This window comes from Serratia sp. MYb239, from assembly GCF_002966855.1.
Taxonomy (GTDB): domain Bacteria; phylum Pseudomonadota; class Gammaproteobacteria; order Enterobacterales; family Enterobacteriaceae; genus Serratia_B; species Serratia_B rhizosphaerae.
Genome location: NZ_CP023268.1, coordinates 3,226,760 through 3,248,832, shown reverse-complemented (window position 1 = coordinate 3,248,832; position 22,073 = coordinate 3,226,760). Strand labels below are relative to the sequence as shown.

The following is a 22,073-nucleotide window of genomic DNA, read 5'->3' as shown; positions in this document are numbered from 1 at the left end:
TTAACTCGGGAGGGCGGCTAAGTGCCAGGAGCGGAAGTTACCGAAATTCTAATGTGTCCATCAACCGTGAAGAGAACGATACCCTTGAAGCGGCGGTATGGAAGCCAACAAATTCAATATCCCTGAGCAGACTCATTCTCCGGATAAAAACTGCAGCTTCAGGGCATGATGAATAGTAAACCCCGTAGTAAACGGGGGAAGCGGTCATATTGCTAATGCATCAACCACTTGAGCAACGGTTTTAATATCCCGAATACTGCCGATGCCAGTCCCCAGCGATATATAGCCTTCATCGGTGTTCCCTTCTAGCATCCCTATACGCAAACCGCGTAACCCGCCCATGGTTTTTCCAAGCTCTTCGTTACTGGCTCCCGCTTTATCCATTTGCACCAGTTTTTCTGCCAGCTTACCGGGCAATGAACGATAGTAATCGGGCATGGTGCGGAAAAGCAGCATATCGAGTCCGTGAGAATTGATGATTTTGTCTTTCACTGACTGCGGTACACGGCTTTCTTCGGTACTGATAAAAATGGAACCGGCGAAAACCCCGTTTGCCCCAAGGGCGTGGGCTGCTCTGGCGGAACGGTTATCGGTGATACCTCCGGCGGCCAGTACCGGGACATTTTGCACGGCATCGGCAATCAGTGGAACGATTGAAAATGTTCCCAGCGCCTTGCCTGGCAAGGTTCCGCCTTCGTCAAAACCGGTGGCGACAATAATATCTGCCCCGGCGGCTTCGGCGAGGCGGGTGTTTTCAGGGGTGGGGTTGATATCGCGATAGATAATCTTGATGCCCGCGTCTTTCAGTTCGTCAAACAATGCGGGGATCACAGCACCTTCGCCATAGCCTGTATAAACCACCACTTTCACCGCTTCTTCTTTTATCACCTGTAAGATTGGCGGAGTCCATATGTCGTTTTCAGGTGTCGGTATCAGATTGACGCCAAAATGTTTTTCTGTTAGCGCTTTGGTTTTACGAATTTCTTCACGCATTTTTTCGGCCGTTTCATGTGGCGTAGAAACTGCGGTTTCTGGCGTTAATCCTGCGTTTGGGCCCAGCACACCCAGTCCTCCGGCATTGCTGACAGCGGCGACTAAACGGGCATCGGTCAACCATGATAATGGCCCCTGAATGACAGCCTTTTCTATGCCCAAAATTTGGCAGATACGGTTATTTTGCATGGCGTAATGTCCTTAACAAAGAGGTCCGGCAGCCTGAAACAGCGGCCTTAAAGAGTTTTTATGTTTCGAAATGGCGCTACACAGCCGCTCAGGTTTCGGAATGGGAAGAGTGTAGAACGGGGGATTGTTTAGAAAAATAGTAAAAACAGTTCATCACTATTACGAAATCAGTAACAATATAGTTATCCGGTTGCGAATTGACGACTCTTACCTCTCCTGTGAAAGAAATAAGCGATGCAAATTAATCTCTTTGAAGCTATTAGAATTTTTATCGAAATTGTCGAGTCAGGTAGCCTCACGCAGGCGGCGGAGAATCTGCAAATCCATCGTCCTGCTGTTACCAAAGCTCTGCAACAACTCGAGCAACACAGCGGTATTCGATTAATGCAGCGCACGACACGGCGAATTAACCTGACGCCAGAAGGGGAAGAATTTTATCGCCGCAGTAAACCCTTACTGGCCCAGACGGATGATCTACTGGAGTCGTTTGCAGCCGACCGTGTTTTGCGTGGGCAGTTGCGCGTGGATATGCCAATCGCTTTTGCGGCTTTACTCGTCGTGCCAAATTTGCCCGATTTTTACCGTGAGCATCCTGATATTGAAATCATACTGAGCTGCTCAGATCGCCGCAGGGATATGCTGCGCGATGGCCTGGACTGCGTGCTGCGAGTAGGGGAACTCGATGATGGTGAATACGTCGCCCGGAAGATGGGCTCCATTAAAATGACGACGTGCGCCAGCTCGGCTTATCTTGCAGAACATGGTACACCAGAAACATTGGAGGAGTTGCGCCAGCATCAGGTCGTCAATTGGATTAACAACAGCAGTAGGCAAATTATGCCGTGGACGTTTCAGACACCAGAGGGCACAGAAGAAATTAGCCTTTCCGGTAAGCTTGTACTGGATAACTCCGAAGCCTATATAGCAGCAGGTCTGGCAGGGCTGGGAATATTACAGGGGATGAATGTTTTTTTACAACCTTACCTCAACAGTGGCCGTCTGGTAGAAGTACTGACAGACTATCCCGTACCACCTCGTCAGCTGTCACTTCTTTATCCGCACCGCCACCTCTCCCGTAAGGTAAAAGTATTTGCCGAGTGGTTAGAGAGGTTATTGTAACTTTTAAGTCGAAAGTTGAGATGATTAATGATTAGCCACAACTTCCGCACCTCGCTCTTAGCAAAACATCGGATTCTAACGCGCCTTATACCAAGTTATATCTGATCAGGTCGCAAATATCATATCCTGCGTACTCGCTGCCGTAAGCTGGTCTGTGGCGTATGAATCAATACACGATGGCGCAGAAGGTGAGATGATTGCTTATCCTGGCGTCTGTGACAGCTGTCGCTGGGAAATAACACACCCGTAAGTACAGAAAGCACCGATGGAAGAGGGGGATTCTGTTTGCCTAACCCTCTCCCCCCACTCACGCCGTTCCGCGATATCAGCCGCCGTCCACCACATCCCCCAAAGCAAAAAGCCCGCTTAAGTTTCCTTAAGCGGGCTTCTCTAAATATGGCTCCTCTGACTGGGATCGCTTTTGCCTTTAAGTGGCTAATAAGTAAGCTAAACCTGAATTGCGATGCTGTCAAGACCACCAAAATGACCACCAATAGGCGAAGGTTACATAAATCTAAAAAGCTGCGCGGAATAGTAGATCACTTTGAGTGAACTCAGCCCGGATTGTGCGATCTGATCATCGCCAAACCAACCAATATCACTGACCGGACTGAGTGATGCCGATCATAGCACCAATTCCCCGTGACGAACGACGCCTGATGCAGAAAGCGATCCATAAAACGCACGATAAAAATTATGCCCGTCGGCTGACTGCCATGCTGATGATGCACCGCGGCTGTCGCGTCAGCGACGTTGCCAGAACGCTTTGCTGTGCCCGTTCCTCCGTCGGCCGCTGGATTAACTGGTTCACGCTGTCGGGTGTTGCAGGACTGAAATCATTACCTGCCGGGTGTGCCCGTCGCTGGCCTTTTGAGCATATCTGCATGTTATTACGTGAGCTGGTAAAACATGCTCCCGGCGATTTTGGCTACCAGCGATCACGCTGGAGCTCAGAGCTTCTGGCAATAAAAATCAATGAGATAACTGGGTGTCAGTTACACGGGTGCAGCGCATGGCGCGGGTGCATCATTATGGGTTGCGGGATCGGCTGGTGCGTGGGGGCGAAGATGTGCGGTATGAGGCCAGGCCGCTGATGGGTATAAATAATGAAACAATGGGGAAGATTGAATAAATCATAATTAATAACTTGATTTTGTGATGGCAATAGCTTTTATTTAATTGAGATATATCCCATTGCTATCATCGGTACGATGTAAAATTTGATTTTTCATCGTAGTCTTGTTCTTAGTATTAAAAAGGATTTATATGTCTGAAGATAACGAAATTTCCCAAAATGAAACCACTCCAGAAGTTGCATCTGAAACAACGCCTGTAGTTAAAGTAAGGAAGCCTAGAAAAAAAGCGACCAAACCAAAGCGTGACTTCCCTCAATACTCTCTAGAAGATTGTAGAAAAATAGCTGACTGTCTGAAGGAATTTAACGCCGGTAACCCATGGGCACCAGGTGAAGTTGCTAAAGCACTGGGTTTAGGTAAAGGGCCAAATTTTTTCTACATGACTGCGTCTGCTCGAGATTACGGCATAACCGTGGGTACTCGCGACACAAGCAAAATTGAACTTACGGAATTAGGGAAGAGTTTAGTATATCCTAAATCACAGGAGGAAGAAGGCAATGCAATATTAAATAGCTTCTTAAATATAGACTTATTTAAGAAAGTATATGATTACTATCAAGGTGGTAACCTACCTGAGATTGAATATTTAAAGAATACTCTAAAAACTGAATTCGGTATAGATGATCAATTACAAGACGACTTTTATAACTTATATCAACAAAACCTCAAATACGTTCGAGAAAAAGTCGCTAGAGAAGATAGCATTAGTACTAACTCAGTTAATGACAAAACTGCCACAGCTAGTAGTTCCATTATGCTCGGTGAATCTCAAGGGCAAAGTAAACTTATTGCATTTGTTGCTATGCCTTTTTCAGAAAAAACGTCTAACTACCCGCATGGTTATTTTGATGAAGTACTTAAACATCTCATTACGCCTTCTGCGGTGAAGGCTGGATTTAATGCTAAGACGGCAAAAAAAGCAGGGAGTGAAGTTATTCAATCTACGATTGTCAACGATCTTGATGCTGCTGATCTTGTTATAGTTGATCTAACTGAACACAATCCAAATGTGCTTTTTGAATTAGGTATGAGGATTGCCTTTAGTAAACCTGTCTGTTTGATCAGAGCAAAAGGTACTGCACCTATATTTGATATAGACCACATGTTAAGAGTCTATGATTATAATCCTTGCTTATGGCCTTCTACGCTAGAAAGCGATATTCCACAATTGTCAGAGCATATAAAAGAAACATGGATAAATAGGAGAGAGCGTTCATACCTCGATATTCTTAGAGAAAATAAAAGCTAAATAGTTGCGCGGAATAACGCTACTCTTTTGCCAGCCCATGTTGACCTCCGGAAAACGGGCTGGCGGTTTCCATAAAATGGTGAACTTTTTTTAGCAACTGCCACATTGAACGGCACTGATGATTCCGGGTTATCGTGTCATGTAGCGCCTGTCATAACCGCTCAACGTGGTTCACAGTAAACATCCCGTATAACCGGGTCACGGAGATCAGTCAGGGGAAATGGGGCTGAAATTAATCTCTGTTTGTTGGGCAATACGCCGTTCGCCACAGCGATAAACAGATGGAGCGAGCTATGTCGGCATATGGGCTAATTGCAGGGCCAGTTGATTAATAACAAAAATCCCGCGTAAGTTTCCTTAAGCGGGATTTTCTAAATTTGGCTCCTCTGACTGGGATCGCCATTGCCAGTAACTGGCTAATAAGTAAGCTAAACCTGAATTGCTAGTCCGTCAAGACCACCAGAATGACCACCATTAAACGCTGTACTGTGGATCACGTGGATGTATTGCTCTGTGAATTCACGGAGCTAAATTGATATAAAAAATTAGTCGAATATTACTAACATCATGGCCACAATGATCATTGTGGCTGATTGTTTATGGTATGAGATTTTTAATTATGACATAGGTAGTGTTAATAAGTTCTTGCTGTTTTTTAAAACTTCCTGTTCATTATAGATTCAATTTCACTTATAAGAAATACGCATTTCTCTAAAAAAATAGGATTAATGCATTTGTATTTTTTATGGAATATTACGAAGGAAAGCAGATAAGAACGATATCCCAAGAGTTTATTTTTCAGTTGCGATGAGTAGAACTTGGCTTCAAATTTTTCTTTATTTTTTTTATATATAAATCTTTTGAGTTTTAGGTTAAATACTTTAATGCATATATGCTTTGCAGAGCTACCTTTCTTGATTTCATATAGTGCTTTATATAATGGGGTTAATTTTGAAGACGACAATCTAATATTTCCACTGCTGTTATCTTTTAAAATATTTTCAATGACGTATCCACCTAAAGAAATAGTCCCTTCTTTATATAAATACTTCGATTTATTTAACTTGAATTTATTAATGGAGAGAATGGATGAAATCTCATTTATAAAAAAAGTGCTGCTTAATATATTGTTTTCTTTTTTTGTTGAGAACAAAAGATCATCTGCATATCGTGTATAAGTAATTTTATTCTTATCACAAAATTTTTGTATTAAAATGTCAATTTTTCTAAAAATAATATTAGATATTGATGGGGAAGATTTAAATCCCATCGGAATGAATGTTTTTTCGACCCCGTCTAACTCCGCAGTCAGAGTCACACTAGCCATGAATGCATCTAATAAGGATTGTTTCTCTTTTACCAAAAACTCATCGGAAAAGTATACCGAAAAAGTATCACGTACAATATTTACGTCTATGCTATGAAAGAATGAAACAATGTCAAGATGACAATATTTGACATTTTGGGTATGAGGCTCTAAATAATGCAAGTATGAGCGCTCTTTTCTGAATGCAAAACTCGATGCACTTAAAGGTATATTTTTAAGTAAGAATTTTTCAATTCTGGTTTGAATAGAGTAGTGTGGGGATGAGTGAGCTAGAGAATAGAATGTTTTATTTTTGTTACTGATTGTTGATACTTGATTCTTGGCAATTGGTGGTATAACTCCCCCTGCCTCGAATTCATTTTGAAATGATGTTTTAATAAAAATGTCAGTATAGAAATTTTTATCAATCTTGCTTATTTTTTCTTTCATAAAGCTTCTTCTCCGATACCAAGACCATCTTTACACCCCGTGAGGCTTAAAGCGGCCATCGCGACAATTGGCGGCGGCAAACTAGTGTTTGCAGGGGCTAGGAACGACAATCGTTCAGTGAAACTCCCCTATATCTATCGAAGAAGAAGCTTGCTCTATTATAGATATAATTTCAGGGAAAAGGAAGCGTAAATTCTCGGCTATCTTATCAGCATTTTCTTGCTCTAACTTAGCTATCGTAAAATCCAAAAAACTGGTAACCCAGCCACTAGTTTTTGTGGTATAGGGGAGTAAGAATTTAAGCTCATTGCTTTTATATTTCTTTATTGTGGCTGTAATAGATGGGTCTATTCTTTGACAGCTTTTTTTAAGATTCATTTCTAAACTTATAAGTGTGGCAGTTTTTCCTCCAAAAAGAAGTCTAAATAGGGTTGTAATTTCTTTATTGTTTTTAAAATCTCCTTTAATGCTTTTTTTAATTAAAAAAAGAGCCCTTTTTTTAACCTTGAATACCAGCTTTTGCTCCACTGGATCTAATATACTTAAATGAGTTGAGAGAACAAAAGCCGAATTTAATATACTTATAGCTCCATCTTTAAGATTGTACGTTCTCATTAAGCCAGCAAACATTTTTTTAGGGTTTTCATTATTGACGTCTAGCTGGTTAAAAACGATATGACAAATCCATCTGTAAAAGTATTTTAAAGAATGCTCATTTATTAATGCACCCTCTATTGTAGTTGTCATATAATTAAGGTTAAATGATTTTAACAGTTTATTGAAATCCCTCACAAAATTTTCAATTTTAAATGTTTTGAAAAACAAGCCATCAACCGACATTTCCTTCTTAGACTTATCCGCTCTTATTATTTCCTTTGCGCTGTCAATTTTTTTTATTAAGGATGGATTATAAAAATTTAAACTGCCTTTTCGTATTAGTTTATTAACTAGAGAAACATCACCATCCAGACTTAATATTTCATTTTTATAGTCAAGCTTAATCACCTTGTCTATATCTTTAACAATTAAAAAAGGAATTGCTGCTTGAGAATAAGTTGGGTTTATATTTCTCAACATAACATCATCACTGGCGTATATGTCAATCCTGCCTAAATCAGGATAAATTCTAGCTAAAGAACTATTTTGGAAGACTTCCATTTCAGTGGAACCTTCTACGAAAAGAATATACTCACTGAAAAAAAGTCTAGCTTCATTATCGCTAAACATATTTATAAAACGCAAATCACTATATTGTGAGTTTAATTTAGATATCTTTGTGGAGTGTTTATTCTTTTTAGAAAAATGCAAAATCTGCTGATCTGTTGAAAAAAGTTTAATAGTTTGCTTTAAAATATTTGGTGCATGGGTGCTGAAAATTAAACAAGGATAAGGTGTTGAGTATTTTCCTGATTCCTTTTCGGGAACGCTTTTTTTATATCTATTATAAGTTGTGTGAATTGTTGTAATAAATTGCTCGCCAAGTTTTGGATGTAGTCCTATCTCGGGTTCGTCTATATATATGGTAGGTGTTATGAACTCGGTTCGTGATAACGAAATGAGCAACTTAATAATTGTTTCAATATATTTATGTGAATTTGTTCCATCAGACTGATGAAGGATATCTTCACCTGAGTTCGTGAAAATATGACCTTTCAATGCTATCTTAATATAATTAATTACTTTCTCTTTATAGGTGTATGGTTTTGTGTCAATTACATCAGTAATGCGAGTGATGTATTTTTTGTAGTCGCCATCTCTAGATGAAATATTTTCATCTAAAAATTTCAGGATTTCATCTTCGCTTATTTTCTGAAAGTTGAAGGAGTTAATGCTACTTATTATTCTCCATATGTCTTCCCAGTTGTATAAATCCATTCTACGTGTGTCTATATAAAAAAAAGGGAAGATAATTTTAATTAGGGATAAAAGTTTTTTATCTTTCGTAGACCATGATATTGAGTCATCATTTGATATTGTAAGTGTTAAGGAATATTCGCTATTTTGTTTTTTTCTTTCGGGTGCGAAAAGTGCGGTGAATTTATTTTTATTTGGTTCTTTAAAAAGAGTGTTGTATATATGTTTATGAAATCGAGAGTTATTATTAGTGCTGGTTACTATTTTCTTTATCCGGGTTGTATCATATGTAATTGTTATTATTCCAGAGGGCGTGTAATTCGAATTTAGAGTAAGAGGAATGCTCCGTTGCTCGTCTAATTTTTCATAAAAGTATTTAAATACTTTTAAAAGATTTGATTTTCCAGAGTTATTTCTACCAATAATCAAATTAAAATCTTCAAAGCTATCAATATATACGTCATCAAAGGAGAGTATGTTTTTAATCCGTATACTTTTTATTCCCATAAGTAATATACCTGCGGTATTATCATGCATATGTGTATAAGTATTAACTTAATTGATTTTTGAAAAAATAATTCAGTTAATAGGTGAATAGAACCCCCTCTGTTATAAATAAGTCTTATTAGCAAGAGAGGGAGAGATTTTACGTTGGTAATTGATATAACAACTAATTTTTATATAAGTACGCTACCGCCCATAGACCTTATTGTTAACGGCCATGAATATAATAATTAATTTTCTTATTGTACCATGTTATCGCTAATAATTTCAACCAAATTTTTAATATATATTTGATTGTATATATAACACCGATAGTATCTTTGTGTTTGTTCTACATAATTACTAAAAAAAGCAAAACTTCAAAGGGAAGAGTTTTTTATTATTATCTATAAAGGATGAACAAAACTATAATACCATTTTGAATTTACTATAGTAAATTTTTGGGGGCTCCGTATCATTGAGGTATTATTAAATATGGTCGAATTACGATGTTAATCCAAAAATAACTTTTAATGATGGCGGTGTATGTTTCTAATAACCAATCGCTCTATGATATTACTCCTGTTTGTCGTTAAAAGCAGGCTAACATCTTAGATATGAACTAACGCCTCTAGATCCTACCACAACCTATTTCACCACAGCGGAGCAAGGGGCTCCATGTCCAGCTATACAGAGGCAGATTTTTTCTCCTGTATGCTTTCCATTTTCCATATCAGCTTCTGGTAAATCGTGGATTGACCCCACGATAGTAGATATTTCCTGCCCTCATAACTGGACCTGTTCGAAGTCCTTCGGGATGAAATGGCTTAGATGGCTGTGGTGCCGTTCCAGGTTGTAGAAGACCTCAATGTAATCGAGTATATCAGCGCATACAGCACCAGCTCTCATAAAAATATTGGTTTTATTGCCAGCCCTTCACGTTGTGGACATAGAGGTCGATAACCGACTCTTTAACGTGTCACTGCATCCCGCTACATTACATAGATGCTTGAGACGGGCAGAATGATCTGGCCCAGAGCTTCGCCAACACTTAAAATCCAACATCTGCATTATGAGGAAAAGTGGCTCCCCATCTAATAGGCTGTAGCCCAGAGGCGGACGGACCAGCCGGTATTTTATCTGGATGAAGCCGATATCGATCTGAATCCGAAAATTGGCGTGGACTGGATGCGCAAAGGATAACAGAAGCGTATTACGACGCCGGGACAGAACCAAAAACATTATGTGGCGGTATGATGCATTCGGATATGAGGCAAGTCCATTACGTCGGTGGCGTACCGCGCCGACATGTACAGAAAGGCCTTAAACTCGACCAAAAAGATTTATCCTTAAGAAATTGTGGAAAATGGCTTATCAGTGCTATTTCATAATAAACTGCCAAGGAAAAAGAGAGAATAAGATATGCCACACGCTATTATGCCTTGGGCTCAAATTGCACCTAACTATCATCGGAATACGATATTGTTGGGTAATGGTGCAAGCATTGCTGTTTCACCTGTCCTTGACTACGGTTCTCTACTGGCTTACGCCCACAGGGCAGGTCTGCTTACACATGATATGAATCGACTCTTCCAATTTTTCAGAACATCCGATTTCGAGATGATTCTTCGGCTAGTTTGGCAGGCATCCAACGTAAACAGATCACTTCAAATACCAGACAATCGCACACATCAAGCCTACCTGAATGTCAGAAATTGTTTGATTCAGGCCGTTCGTGATATACACCCTGAATATGAGCAAGTTAGCGATAAATTGCCTAATATGTACCAGTTCCTCAAAGGGTTCGATACCGTTTTATCGTTGAATTACGACTTGTTGCTCTACTGGACGATGACCTATGGATTCGACATCCAAGATGGTCATTTATTCAAGGATTGTTTCTTGTGGAACGGCATCTTCGACGATGCTTGGTGGAGATTTCGTGATACTTTTAGAGAGCGTACTAACACCTTGGTTTTCTACCCGCATGGAAGCTTGGCCCTGTGCAGAAATGTTGTGGAGCAGGAGTTCAAGATCCACAACGCTGGAGAAGGCTTGCTTGAGGCAATTCTTGAAGAGTGGCGCAGCGAGCAAGCGGTGCCGCTGTTTGTTAGCGAAGGAACGATGCAGCAGAAAGTATCTTCTATCCAGAATAGCTACTATCTGTCCACCGTGTACCGGGAGGTACTTACGTCGCAGCGACCCTCCTTAACGATACTTGGTTGGGGGCTTGGAGAACATGACCGTCATATTCTGAAGCGGATGCGCGGAACCGGCATCCAACGTGTAGCGGTTTCCGTTTATCGCTGGAATCAGGTCTATTGCAACCATGCGTATCAGGTTATTCAGGACGATCTAGGGCCTGTTCGTGTTGATTTTTTTGACAGTGAAAGTCCTGGATGTTGGGTTCATCCGGTGCAGCCAATTTTGCCCCGATTTTAGACAACTCGCGGGATTAACGTGGTTGCCTGAGCGAGGACAGCTACGGAGATTGAAACTGGGCGCGGCGAATCACAACATCGCCCAGTTTTTTTAAAGCCACCCCGTGGGCAATCTGACGTCGGGCCGGAGGTGTCAGGATACGGAAAACTGGCTAAGCCTGTCAGGGATAAGCGAATAGCAAATCTGGAGCAACCAGACCCGCGAAGGGGAGGTACATATACTATTCGATAAAAAACGCTGGATCGTCACCAAGTCATTGGTGACTTCCCATTTGTATACACATTTATTGTGCAGGGTCGGCTATAAAAGGGAACAAACCGTAACGGCCATGATGCGGATTCTTGCCAAACATAAGAGACTGCTCACGCTTCATGATTGCATCAGGCGGGTCGGTGTTCTCAACAACGATGACTTGGGTGTCCTCAGGCAGCGCTTCAAGGTACGCGTAAAACTGATCTTTAAGGTCAGTACCGGTCAAATCATATTCTGTTCCATCTGGCTCTCTGTATGCCAGCAATGGAGAATCGAGTACAACGAATCCCGTGTGTGGTGTGTGGCGCTCACGGCAGAAAGCAAGCAGCCCGAGGGTGAAAGCTGCATGCGTAATGGCGCGAAGGCCCTTACCAAAAGCACTACGCGACTTTCCAGCAATTACAAGATCTCGAGACTTGGAATCGAAGTACACATCCCCAACCTCTGGGAAGTGCCAACCAGTCAGTATGCCTTCAACAGTCTTAGCAAAACTATGGGCCACAGTGCTTGAGAGATCTGCGTTAGTAACCACCCCAGCCTTCTCGTCCTCAGTGCCCTTCTCAAGATCAGCCCGACGGCGCTCCATGTCTTGAACAGTGGCATAGAGTGCCAGCGCTTCGCGTACCTCGGCCCGCTTGTCGGCAAAGTCTGAATAGGACTTGCGAAGGGTCGAGAGCTTGGGAGCGAGGAATTCTTCAACTGACTCCGAAATCGACTCTAATTCTCGAACAACAGTGGGTATTCTGCGATCAAAGTTGGCGCCTTCGCGCTCAAGGCTTTGGACGGTAGCTACAAGTTCCGTGCGCAAAACTTCGATCTTGGCAATCTCCACACGTGCAGCCTGAACGACGGCATCAGTATCTCCATTACACCCAGTATCGGGGGGATGATGATCGGGGGCCGCTCCGCAAAGAGGACAATGCCCGGCACTCAGTACGCTAAAGAGCGTCCCGCCTTCTTCAATGGCACGTAGCCTTTCAATATCGGACAAGTAGTGTCTATCAAGCAGCCTGAATCGCTCAAGCATCGCACTTACCTCTGCACGTCGCTCTCGGCTTTCTTCCAGTTTTTTGCGTAATTCTCGTCGCTTCCCGGCAGCCTCCTGAAACTCATCTTCGGTGGTGTTTACCTGGGCCGCCTGTTGACGAAGTGAGGTGTTAATCTTCTCTAGCTGCTCCTTGAGTTCCTTAGGACTCTTTGTCAACTCCTTGAGCCGGTCACCATAGTCTTCAAGAAGCTGATCGAGAAGACGCAATTGTGCCTTGCGCGATAACTCTTCCGGCTCACTCTTATTACTGGTGGCGACCAATGCGGAGTCGTCTGCTCCGGTTAAAAGTAACTTGAATGTGGCCAAGTTCGGCGTGTTGGCGGTGGGATTGCCATCAATAAGCGGTGAGCTTTGTTGTGTGATCTCCGTCTCATCGACGATCATCAAACGCGCAATGTTGCGAAAGCTTAAACTGAGGGTTTCGTTCCGGGAATTTTTGCGAACACGCTTGCCACCAAGGCTACATAGATCCAGCAAGAATGATGAAAGGTTCGTATTGTTCTTATCGCTGTGTTTTTCGTCAAGCTGCGTATACGGAATTTCGTTTGTTGGTGGCGTCTGGTGCAAGTCTTCGTAGAGCCGAAAACCACCGCCATCTATGCTGCGCCAGAGTGTAAATGACTTCCCATCAAGGGTTTCAAGCCCCAATAGAACAAGGTCGTAGCCAACGCGCTCAGGGATATCACGCAGAGGCGGCTTTCCACCGAGCATGAAGTCGATGGCTTCGACAATGAAAGATTTTCCAGTGTTTGATGCGCCGTAAATGACATTGAGGCCAGTACCGAAGGTCACTGTAGCGGGTGGCTTTTGTGGCCCAAAAAAACCGAGAAAGCGCAAGCGTAAGCCGGGAGTTACTGTCGTCATGCATCACCTCCTAAGCTTTGCTCAATGCTCTGAAACTGTTCGACCCATTTATCGAAGAAACGGCGCATCATGGCTTTGAACTGTTCATCCGTCAGATCACCAATAGTTTCGACAAGCCATACAGCGCGATCCTTCAGGGACAGCAAATAGTTGGAAGATACTGATGACAGGAACGTTGCAGCATTTTCACCCGCGCCGTACTTGATTCCCTCGGATGTGACTTCGCGCTCAACTAGGTCACGGGTCATCATCAGAAGCAGTGATTGCTCAACTAACTTGCGGCGCACGAGCAATTCAGCAGAGCGCATTGGCGTCGGTGGGTGCAAATTGTCTGGTCCACCAATATCGCCCGTGTGAACAAGAAGGTAGTCAAAGGCCACAAGCCGCTGGAGGTCGTAGGTTTGCGGATAGGCAGCACCCAGAATCGAGACCGCACGGATACCCGCCTCAAGTGGGCTATTGAAGGTAATTGGCTTATGTTCTTGGCTCATGATCGTGTCCACCGAAGGCGCTCTTCGTTCACAAGTTGGTGGCAGATTCCGTCTCTATCCTTGGGGTTAGTACAAATGATGAGGGCGTTTGCCGTAATTTGCATGTCGCGGGCAGCCTTGGTGACAGCGCAGACCTTTTCGTAGCCGTCAGCATGGTTCCCGTCATGTGTATCAATAACGCCATCATGAATGTCATCCAGCAAAGCTTCGAACGTGCCTGGCGGGACACTATCACGTGCGAAGACGCGCAGTGACTCAGCCTCATAGAACGCCTCGCGCTGGCGACGGAAATGATCCTTGAGTTTCGGCAAGGGCAAGGCCGAAGGGTCAGTCACTATTGTTCCTGTGTGTTCGCTGTATGCGCCGAACAACTGCGTCACATAGCGGCTCTCGGTGGCGGCAACTTCTTGGGGCGGCTTTTCAGATGCAGGCCGCGTTGGTAGTCCACCACCAAAGCGCGCTGTGTGAACCGGTGTGGCTCTGTGATCGTCAACAAGCTGAAGCGCAGTCTTGGCGTCGAAGATGGTAAAATCGAATGAGTCTACATAGGCACGAAGCTTCGCGTCGAGTAACACTTCTTGTGTGCTAGTGATTGCATTTTTCACATGCTTATCCCAGTTAGCTAACAATTCCTCACGCAACTTCGTGTCATTCGAAAATAGGCGGCTAAGCGACGTACCAGCACCTCGTGGCGAAACAAAGTAGTAGCGACGAGGGACCGTATATTCACCTTTGTACGAGTACCAGATGATCTTCCCGAACTCAACCCAAACATCACTAGGCCTGATGGCATTGCCGTAGTGCTTGCATTGGAAATTGTCCCAAACCCCCAGCAGGCGTTCATCACCAACGAACCCGGCGACATCAATACCCATATCACCAGCACCAGAGAAACGCAGGACGTGTTCATACTTCGTCGTGAGGCAGTAATAAGCCCATTCCTCGACGAATCCCTCCCACTCGTCTGGTGAGTAGGTCAGTAGTCTTTGCTGCGGTGGAAAAATGGGGCCGTTCGCCACCTGAGCTGCCGTAACAGCGGTTGCTGGGCTCGGCGGCTTATTGATGTCCATCCAACTCGCAGTCATAACGCACCTTGTGCTTGGCTATCGTGTGGGCAGAAATACGGGTTTTTGTGTATCTGCGCAGCCTGGACTTTCTTTGTGAAGAACTCTGAAAGGTCGTCTTGCTGCTCAAGCAGACGGACGATCTCATGAAGCGTGGATAGGACTACAACTTTGTGTTGCAGAAATTCACGTGCCGTAAGAATGGCTGGTTCTGTATAGTCACTGGCAGAAATGAAGATACCTCGAACCTCGGCACGCGACATGAGGCGAACAAGATGCTCTGAAATCTCAGGCTTACCCACCGGATTGCGATACCATTTCATTTCAACGAAATACAGAACACCACTGAGTTCAATGATCCCATCAATCTGCTCGACGATCCCTTCACCAGCCTCACCAACCAAATGAAAGGATTTACGAATGAGAACACCGTAGGCTTGAAAAAGATTGTTGAGAGCCGTCTCCAGCAATTTTCCTCTTTCCTGTGCAGTCGCAGTAGTGCCAAATAATTTATATAAACCCTGCTTGGCATTCTCGATTCTATAACTACGATCACGTTTTTCTGCTGTGATCCGCTGTGACTCAGCGAGGCGGGTTTGCCGTTCTTCTTCGCGGGCATTGTTCATGCGCGTGAAAGCGTCTTTTTGGTTGACGACTTCGCGGATACTGGCGACAAGACCTTTGGCCTTAAGTTGGTCTGCGGGCCAGCACGAATCAAAGTTCGCAAAGTCCACCACGCGCCGCAGCACCTCGCGCCGTTCACGGAGAGCGTGTTCCCCCTTCGCGTTGAGGCGTTCAAGTACCGTGCGAACCATCTGGTACTTGTTGACATCCTTTGGTGCAGCCCTCAAGTGAACTGCAATGTCAGAAGTTATGTTGTCAGGTACTCCTGCGCCCCGGAAGAAAACCAGCACATCCTGCTTAGAGCGATTGAGCAACGGCACAACATCCACCAGGAGATTGAACAGCTCCGGTGGATAGTGAAATATGATGTCTGAAGGTGCATCATTCATGCGCTACTTCCCTCCAAATACACTCATCAATGTAAGCCCTTCCGTCATAAATCTTCCCAATTCAGGCTTCGTATGCTTGTTAATCTTACAATAGTAAACAGTTAGGCCAGTAGGGAGCGATCTGATAGCCATTCCTGATTCAGTTTCGACAAACTCCAAATCGTACAGTGCCTACAAGTGCATCCAGAACTGCGAGTAATCGCTGAACCAATGAGCAAGCCGTAGTGCTTAGTCGCTGGTAATACTGCGTTTGCCGATGATGATCTGGGTGTTCCATTGGCTGGGACACCAAGTTGGCGCGCTAGCTCAATCGTTAACACACCACCAGCCTCATGCCATTGTGTGAGAACTTCATTTGGGTGACGGGCAGCTGCGGTCATATTATGCCACAAAAAGGACAGGCTATTACTCAACGGTAAGGGTTTTGAGGATGTACGTCAATCGTACATAAATTGAGTATAATCAAATACAATAAAAGTAAGCAGCGCATACAGTCGGTATTCCAAAGCGTAGGGAACATGCTGCCACGGAGAATTCAACATAGATCACAGCAAAATGGGGGCCGAAGCTCCCTGCGATCAAAATAACCCCCATTCAGCGAAGGACACCGTGGACTCACCTCCGAAGTAAAGTGAGCCAATGTACGCATGTCGACTATTCCCAATCCTTTTTTAATCTGCACCCTCATCACCTTGCCAGCATGACTGGGCTCAGAGATACCACTCGGATGATTATTTGCAAGTATCACCGCTGCAGTGTTAACCCCCAAACCATTTCACCGCTGCGAACTAAGGGGCGCTAAGTCCGGCTATGCAGGGGCATAGTTTTTCCTCCTGTGTACTTTTCGTTCTTCATATCAGCTTCCGGTTAATCGTTTCCCAACACAACCCGTCCAGCAAGGGTAAATGGCACGCATGCTGCGCCCTTGCTGGACGGAACGATGCCGGGAAAGCGAACCGTCAGGCGATACGAAGACGAAAATCACACACTGACGGAGAAAAAACCATGACGATTTCCCTGCATACCCAGACTAGCGCCCCTAACATCACAGCGGCGACCAGCGTATCCCCGCTGGACCCGTCAGGCTCCTCAAAAACGAAATTTTCTAAAACCAGAGCCGACATTTATCAGACCGTTACCAACAACATCATTGCAGCACTTGAAGGCGGTGTAAAACCGTGGTCCTGCCCGTGGCAACGCGTATCCGGCATATCTGGTCTGCCATCGAATTACGCCACCGGCGTAGCCTACAGCGGTATGAACATCATGTTACTGTGGTGCAGCGCATCTAAGCAGGGTTTCAGCGATTCACGCTGGATGACCTACAAACAGGCACAGGTAGCAGGTGGACAGGGTCGCAAGGGGGAACATGGTACAACAGCTATTTTTTACACCACGCTGGAGAAGGAAAACGACGCCGGAGAAGTTGAACATATCCCGATGCTGAAAACCTTCACCGTGTTTAACGTTCAGCAAATCGACGGCCTGTCCCTGACAACTGAAACTGTCAGCCCGGAAGCAACCTTTGACCCGTTGTCGCAGGCTGAGAACCTGTTGCGGAAGAGTGGCGCAAACATCATCGAGAAAGGACAAAACGCCTTTTTCAGCCCATCAACAGATGAAGTCTGGCTACCGGAGCGCCATCTGTTTTCGGATGCGGCTAATTTCTACGCTACAGGTCTGCATGAGCTGGTTCACTGGAGTGGTGGCAAAAAACGTCTGAACCGTGAAATGAAAGGGAAGTTTGGCAGTGCGGATTATGCAGAGGAAGAACTGGTAGCAGAGCTGGGAAGTGCCTTTCTGATGGCGGATCTTGGGATTGAGGGAGAGGTACAACATGGAAGCTATATTGCTTCCTGGCTGAAAGCGCTAAAAAACGACAAGCGTTATATTTTCAAAGCGGCCAGCGCAGCCTCTAAAGCACATCGTTACCTGATGGATAAACTCTGAGACCGGAATCAGACACCGCAAGGGAATGCGGTTACATGGCTTTTAACCGGCAACGCTGCAAGGCGCAGACTGAGGCGGAACGCAGCACAGCGAGTACCGAACAGTCTGCGGCTCGCAGTGGAATAAAAAATTTCCGGCCTGGCGGTATCGCCGCCAGGCCGGTGAGGCCATCACGATGGCCTGAGTAAAAGCTTACGTATAGCTGCCTAATGACAGGTGTTTCAGTTCATCAAAGGTATAAATGCGAAACACCCTACGGTGGCGTTCTTCCAGCGGGATGTGCTGATGGTTGATGATGACATGCCTGATACTGTCAAACAGCAGTTCAAGCGCACGCTTCTTCTGTGGATCGGGCACAACATAAAAAATGTAAATCCAGTACTTGTTTGTTCGGGCCAGCAGGTGGCTGGCGATAATCGACTGGTAGCGGGCTCGGGTTTTCAGGCGGCGCTCGGTTTCAATGGCAATAACGTTACCGTCAGGCAGGGTCAGTAACCCGTCCGGGCGATGTTTTACCTGATACTGGCTGAGAAAGCTGGCACGGTCGCCGTTAATCCATCCCGAAGCACCTTTCTTCTCCAGAATAAGCCTGGCGGCCTGATTATCAAGATGGTGCTCCAGTGTCCAGCCGGTGATTTTTGATGGTTCAAACCGCGCAGGAAAGATTTTATCATTCGGGGTTAAGACCGCCGCCAGCCCGTCGCTGGTGATCCCCCATAATGAAATCTTGATTGTCCGTGATTCAAGCATATGCTTCTGGATTAACCCCATTCGCTCCATTTTTGCAAGCAGCGAATAAAGCGACTTATGATCTCGGAAGCTAAATAACTGCATCAGCGTTTTAAAATCACTGTAGGTTTCTTCTTTCAGGAAGTTCAGCAGTTGTCTTATTTTCTCGCTGTTGCGCGTCTGGCGCTCGTGATATGACGAAATCAGCATAACCACTCCTTAAAAATCCAGTGGGGAGAAGTGTTCTTCATCATCAGATTGGGACTTTGCCGGTTTTACTTCGCTTTCGTCGAAGAAAAGAGCCGGATGGGTTGTCATCACATCCGGCATGGCTGGTTTATCATCCTCGCCAAAATCCAGCATGATCTTCACCGGGGCTGCCGCTGCGGCAATATCAGGGGAAACCGAGAAGATTTTTAGCTGACGCTTTCTGACCTTTATCGGTGAAATCAAGGAGGCAGAAGGTAGCGTTTTTGTCGTAAAGATAAAGCTGACAAAATCGGGCAGGTTCAGGATCATATTGCTGTCAATAAAGAAACGTTCGGCCTGGCGGATTGTGCGCTCACTGTCGATGGTTTCTGTCAGCATATTATCCGTCTTAGCCTTGCGGAGTTCGTCATCCACCAGAATCGTGCCTGACATTCTTGCCACCCAGCCTGCCGTATCCGGATCCATAACCCGGTAAACCAGTTTGAATTTGGCATTTTCAACGACCGCACCGACAACGGCGTCACCTTTCAAATCTGCCGGGCAGTCTTTTAAATCGGCGATGGACTGGTGGTCCATAATAATGTGTACGCCTTTATCCCGCGCCGCGCCTAAACCTTCCAGCGCTGGTCTGGATAAATGGTATTTCAGTTCGGAAAGATAAACAGCAATGGGGCGGGGTACGTCTGTTACACGGTCGCGCCTTTCTGCTAACTGGTAAAGGCGAACCAGCAGCATGCGCTGGGCGGTAATAATTTTGCTGTTTCGCATGGAGCCGACTACATAACAGCAGCCGCCCTCATCAAATATGTGCTTAAGCGAAAAGCCTTCTGGTGAGTTAATGGCATTGAGTAATGCCAGTTCCTCAATCTTCCCAAAGAACGCTTTGATTTTTTCGGCAATACCCTGAACGTAATCACCGTTATAAATATCACGGAGAGTTGCCGATGGGTTATCACTGACAAATTGCGCGGCCATACGGGCGGCTTTTCGGTCATCAATACGATAGAAGTCCGATTCCTGCCCTTTTTCTGCCAGGCTGAAACCGGCAACGAACAATTCTTCCAGTTCATCTGGCGTAATATCTTCAATCAGGTTTAGCTGGTATTGCTGTTTTCGCAGGTCAATTAAGGCAAAGGGTTTTCCTGCATCCTCGCAGGCTTTGCGGTAAAGGTGTGGTGCCCATTCATCGTCTTTGGGGTCCATAACAAAAACGCCTTCACCGGCAATAATACTTTGATATAGCAATATCCCGGCAGCTACCCCTTTACCGGCTCCGGTGGTGCCAATAATATCCGCGTGCTGTTTCTGCCAGTCTTTTAACGGGAGATACATTGGTTCGTTCTCCCTGTCCATGCCAGTAAAAATGCCTTTATTCAGGTCGATATAATCCAGCGGATCATAATGCAGTGTTTCGGGCAGCAGGGACTTTACGGTGCGGACATCGGTGCGCAATTCCCGTTCAAGGGTGGTTTTTTTAACAAGGCGTTTCTTTATTTTGTCCAGTTCCGGCGTGAATATCCGGCGAAGCATAATATGAAAAATAACCCCGGTTACAGTGAATGCAATCCGTACTGACCAAGCCAGTACCGTATTATCACTGCTGGGTCTGATCTTATACAACCACTGAAAGGGTCCGATAACGACCGGAGCCAGTGTGCCGGAGAGAAAACACAGCAGGGAAAAAGCGATAATCAGCTTTTTCCATAACGGGGCTTTCTGCCGTTCATCGCTTTTCATCGACGCAAAAAACGGCATCGTCAGCCCCGCTAATAACGCCAGCACCAGTTGTTGCTGTTGCACAAAAGCGAGCAGCGCCAGCATCCCGTTCACTATCGGCGACAGTGAAGCGGCAAGCTTATTTAAAATCATGATACCTCCCTCGTCAGCTATTCACCCCATAACATCGCCCCATCAATTCGCCCCACGGTGTCGGGCGAAAAGGCGGGGCGAGCGTATGGGGTAAAGAAGGTGGCCGCTGTGCGGCCATGTGCAGGAAAGCATGCTTTCCTGCACGACACGGCGTGCGCCAGTACATGCGGGCTGGACGCCCTTATTGCCTGTCGCATGGGGGTAATGTCGCGGCTGAACGTCGCGTCAAAACCCCCGGGGTCAACGGCGGCACACCGTCGCACGCTACGCGCGACCAACCCCTTTAAGACGCGCGTTTAGCCTATTTTTTCTTCGCAAGCTCGAAAAAATGGGAACGCTGCTTTAAAGGGGTTGGTCGCGCCTAATCGGCATATTCCCCGCCGGGGCGGGAAATATAGCCTGGCTGCGACGGTGTGCGGGGCAAGCCCCCCACAAAAACCGGCACGTGGGCGTGCCTTATTGCTCGCTGGGGCGGCAAAATTTTTGCGGCTCCCCCCGGCCCGCTTCAATTCGCTGGGGCGAATGTTCGCGGGTGGACGTGGATCCTGAAAATTAGCAATTTCTCCGAAATTGAATTTTCTGTCCACGTTCCACTTCATTATTTTTCGTCTTAACAATTTCTTCGAAATTGAAGCCAAAAATAATGAAGCCTTAAAAACCCGCCGCCTGTCAGCCTGTGTGTTGCACAATACATTTTTGTTCTGTGTGATTACATCTGTTCGCGGTATATTTCAGCCCTGCACTCCCTTTCAGCTTCCAGTGCTTCACTGTAGGACGCATCATCAATTTTCGTGCCTTTGCTTTCGGCATAGCGTCGTAATTTATTTGCGTCAGCTTCATTAAGTTCTAAAAGATGATCGCGCAAAAGACCGATAAGCCTGCTTTCGTATATCTCATAATACAGCCCACAACCACTGTGGGCTTCTTTAGATAACGTGTCATATATCAGGGCTACCGATATCCTGTCCTGATTACGAGAATGTATATTTCGGATAAATAAGTCTTCTTTTTGCATGTTGCACCTTTTACAGTAAACAGGGGGGGTTATGCGGATTATTACTATCCTCTGACCTTGCCGAACTTAGATAGTATTTTATTTACTGCCTCCGGGTCTGCGCTGGGACATTCACCAAGAAATGCTTTTCTCGCATTCAACGTATGGTTAGGTAAGAAACCATATTTATTCTTTTTGACTATATTAAAGAAAGCCTTTTCTGCTGAGCGGCATTCACTTCCACCACTATTACCCGTTGCTTTTCCGTACATGCAAAGAACAACTTCGCACGGGTCAGCGGCAAAGGAATAAATTGGGGTTCCTGCGGCCATACATAATACAGCCGCCGCGATAACGGTTTTATTCAT

At 45.2% G+C, this 22,073-nt stretch carries 16 protein-coding genes and 4 pseudogenes; 7 read left to right on the top strand and 13 right to left on the bottom strand.

Annotation, left to right across the window (positions count from 1 at the left end):
• Positions 1–204: 204 nt before the first annotated feature.
• Positions 205–1,182, bottom strand: coding sequence for a nitronate monooxygenase family protein (locus tag CLM71_RS15690; RefSeq protein ID WP_105231808.1), 978 nt, complete (start codon positions 1,180–1,182; stop codon positions 205–207).
• A 234-nt stretch (positions 1,183–1,416) separates the two neighbouring features.
• Between CLM71_RS15690 and CLM71_RS15685 the strand changes: the two genes are divergently transcribed.
• The 4 genes and pseudogenes from CLM71_RS15685 to CLM71_RS24315 all read left to right on the top strand — a co-directional run bounded on the left by CLM71_RS15685 (position 1,417) and on the right by CLM71_RS24315 (position 4,686).
• A complete protein-coding gene (locus CLM71_RS15685) occupies positions 1,417–2,301 on the top strand; it encodes a LysR family transcriptional regulator (protein WP_105231807.1) in 885 nt (294 codons plus the stop codon).
• A 617-nt stretch (positions 2,302–2,918) separates the two neighbouring features.
• Positions 2,919–3,353 (top strand): annotated as a pseudogene (locus tag CLM71_RS15675) (transposase); the annotation flags it as partial.
• Positions 3,302–3,433 (top strand): annotated as a pseudogene (locus tag CLM71_RS15670) (phage virion morphogenesis protein); the annotation flags it as partial. The pseudogenes CLM71_RS15675 and CLM71_RS15670, both read left to right, overlap by 52 nt.
• Before the next feature lie 134 nt (positions 3,434–3,567).
• The gene (locus tag CLM71_RS24315) at positions 3,568–4,686 is read left to right on the top strand and encodes a hypothetical protein (RefSeq protein WP_234008587.1); all 1,119 of its coding nucleotides are present in this window, start codon (positions 3,568–3,570) and stop codon (positions 4,684–4,686) included.
• Positions 4,687–4,705: 19 nt separating this feature from the next.
• Here the strand turns inward: CLM71_RS24315 and CLM71_RS15655 are convergent.
• The 3 genes and pseudogenes from CLM71_RS15655 to CLM71_RS15645 form a co-directional block, all read right to left on the bottom strand.
• A pseudogene (locus tag CLM71_RS15655) lies at positions 4,706–4,861 on the bottom strand (IS630 family transposase); the annotation flags it as partial.
• A 480-nt stretch (positions 4,862–5,341) separates the two neighbouring features.
• Positions 5,342–6,442, bottom strand: coding sequence for a reverse transcriptase domain-containing protein (locus CLM71_RS15650; protein ID WP_080884754.1), 1,101 nt, complete (start codon positions 6,440–6,442; stop codon positions 5,342–5,344).
• Positions 6,443–6,556: 114 nt separating this feature from the next.
• Positions 6,557–8,803 carry a retron Eco8 family effector endonuclease gene (locus CLM71_RS15645; protein ID WP_032641557.1) on the bottom strand — a complete coding sequence of 749 codons (2,247 nt, stop codon included), beginning with the start codon at positions 8,801–8,803 and terminating at the stop codon, positions 6,557–6,559.
• Between the two features lie 931 nt (positions 8,804–9,734).
• Between CLM71_RS15645 and CLM71_RS24465 the strand changes: the two are divergent.
• A pseudogene (locus CLM71_RS24465) lies at positions 9,735–10,074 on the top strand (IS630 family transposase); the annotation flags it as partial.
• Between the two features lie 127 nt (positions 10,075–10,201).
• Positions 10,202–11,221 (top strand): DUF4917 family protein, encoded by a 1,020-nt coding sequence (locus tag CLM71_RS15630; protein WP_080884755.1) that lies wholly within the window; start codon positions 10,202–10,204, stop codon positions 11,219–11,221.
• Between the two features lie 283 nt (positions 11,222–11,504).
• Here the strand turns inward: CLM71_RS15630 and CLM71_RS15625 are convergent, their stop codons facing one another.
• The 5 genes from CLM71_RS15625 to CLM71_RS15600 form a co-directional block, all read right to left on the bottom strand.
• The gene (locus tag CLM71_RS15625) at positions 11,505–13,385 is read right to left on the bottom strand and encodes an ATP-binding protein (protein ID WP_000214431.1); all 1,881 of its coding nucleotides are present in this window, start codon (positions 13,383–13,385) and stop codon (positions 11,505–11,507) included.
• Positions 13,382–13,876, bottom strand: coding sequence for an ABC-three component system middle component 2 (locus tag CLM71_RS15620; protein WP_000076577.1), 495 nt, complete (start codon positions 13,874–13,876; stop codon positions 13,382–13,384). Before CLM71_RS15620 ends, CLM71_RS15625 begins: the two co-directional genes overlap by 4 nt.
• Positions 13,873–14,961, bottom strand: coding sequence for an ABC-three component system protein (locus tag CLM71_RS15615; protein ID WP_000127329.1), 1,089 nt, complete (start codon positions 14,959–14,961; stop codon positions 13,873–13,875). Before CLM71_RS15615 ends, CLM71_RS15620 begins: the two co-directional genes overlap by 4 nt.
• Positions 14,958–15,953, bottom strand: a complete 996-nt coding sequence (locus CLM71_RS15610; RefSeq protein ID WP_105231805.1) for a restriction endonuclease — start codon at positions 15,951–15,953, stop codon at positions 14,958–14,960. The genes CLM71_RS15615 and CLM71_RS15610 overlap by 4 nt, the downstream gene beginning before the upstream one ends.
• A 535-nt stretch (positions 15,954–16,488) precedes the next feature.
• The gene (locus tag CLM71_RS15600) at positions 16,489–16,722 is read right to left on the bottom strand and encodes a JAB domain-containing protein (protein ID WP_001446639.1); all 234 of its coding nucleotides are present in this window, start codon (positions 16,720–16,722) and stop codon (positions 16,489–16,491) included.
• A 236-nt stretch (positions 16,723–16,958) separates the two neighbouring features.
• On the opposite strand from CLM71_RS15600, the gene CLM71_RS15595 reads away from it, so the two are divergent.
• On the top strand, positions 16,959–17,903 hold the full coding sequence (locus CLM71_RS15595; protein WP_158684825.1) for an ArdC family protein: 945 nt from the start codon (positions 16,959–16,961) through the stop codon (positions 17,901–17,903).
• Positions 17,904–18,095: 192 nt separating this feature from the next.
• On the opposite strand, the gene mobC is transcribed toward CLM71_RS15595, so the two are convergent.
• The 4 genes from mobC to CLM71_RS15565 all read right to left on the bottom strand — a co-directional run bounded on the left by mobC (position 18,096) and on the right by CLM71_RS15565 (position 22,073).
• On the bottom strand, positions 18,096–18,842 hold the full coding sequence (gene mobC, locus CLM71_RS15590; RefSeq protein ID WP_000909124.1) for a MobC family replication-relaxation protein: 747 nt from the start codon (positions 18,840–18,842) through the stop codon (positions 18,096–18,098).
• Between the two features lie 9 nt (positions 18,843–18,851).
• Entirely contained in the window at positions 18,852–20,711 is a 1,860-nt protein-coding gene (locus CLM71_RS15585) for a type IV secretory system conjugative DNA transfer family protein (RefSeq protein ID WP_000602685.1), read from the bottom strand.
• 709 nt (positions 20,712–21,420) lie between these two features.
• Complete coding sequence (locus CLM71_RS15570; RefSeq protein ID WP_001168332.1) at positions 21,421–21,726, bottom strand: hypothetical protein; 306 nt, start codon at positions 21,724–21,726, stop codon at positions 21,421–21,423.
• Positions 21,727–21,770: 44 nt separating this feature from the next.
• Complete coding sequence (locus tag CLM71_RS15565; RefSeq protein WP_080884757.1) at positions 21,771–22,073, bottom strand: TrbM/KikA/MpfK family conjugal transfer protein; 303 nt, start codon at positions 22,071–22,073, stop codon at positions 21,771–21,773.

Coding starts and splice junctions, on each gene's coding strand:
- CLM71_RS15620 (WP_000076577.1), bottom strand. CDS start 13,876: ATGAGCCAAGAACATAAGCCAATTACCTTCAATAGCCCACTTGAGGCG.
- CLM71_RS24315 (WP_234008587.1), top strand. CDS start 3,568: ATGTCTGAAGATAACGAAATTTCCCAAAATGAAACCACTCCAGAAGTT.
- CLM71_RS15685 (WP_105231807.1), top strand. CDS start 1,417: ATGCAAATTAATCTCTTTGAAGCTATTAGAATTTTTATCGAAATTGTC.
- CLM71_RS15625 (WP_000214431.1), bottom strand. CDS start 13,385: ATGACGACAGTAACTCCCGGCTTACGCTTGCGCTTTCTCGGTTTTTTT.
- CLM71_RS15650 (WP_080884754.1), bottom strand. CDS start 6,442: ATGAAAGAAAAAATAAGCAAGATTGATAAAAATTTCTATACTGACATT.
- CLM71_RS15615 (WP_000127329.1), bottom strand. CDS start 14,961: ATGACTGCGAGTTGGATGGACATCAATAAGCCGCCGAGCCCAGCAACC.
- CLM71_RS15565 (WP_080884757.1), bottom strand. CDS start 22,073: ATGAATAAAACCGTTATCGCGGCGGCTGTATTATGTATGGCCGCAGGA.
- CLM71_RS15570 (WP_001168332.1), bottom strand. CDS start 21,726: ATGCAAAAAGAAGACTTATTTATCCGAAATATACATTCTCGTAATCAG.
- CLM71_RS15610 (WP_105231805.1), bottom strand. CDS start 15,953: ATGAATGATGCACCTTCAGACATCATATTTCACTATCCACCGGAGCTG.
- CLM71_RS15690 (WP_105231808.1), bottom strand. CDS start 1,182: ATGCAAAATAACCGTATCTGCCAAATTTTGGGCATAGAAAAGGCTGTC.
- CLM71_RS15630 (WP_080884755.1), top strand. CDS start 10,202: ATGCCACACGCTATTATGCCTTGGGCTCAAATTGCACCTAACTATCAT.
- CLM71_RS15585 (WP_000602685.1), bottom strand. CDS start 20,711: ATGATTTTAAATAAGCTTGCCGCTTCACTGTCGCCGATAGTGAACGGG.
- CLM71_RS15595 (WP_158684825.1), top strand. CDS start 16,959: ATGACGATTTCCCTGCATACCCAGACTAGCGCCCCTAACATCACAGCG.
- mobC (WP_000909124.1), bottom strand. CDS start 18,842: ATGCTGATTTCGTCATATCACGAGCGCCAGACGCGCAACAGCGAGAAA.
- CLM71_RS15645 (WP_032641557.1), bottom strand. CDS start 8,803: ATGGGAATAAAAAGTATACGGATTAAAAACATACTCTCCTTTGATGAC.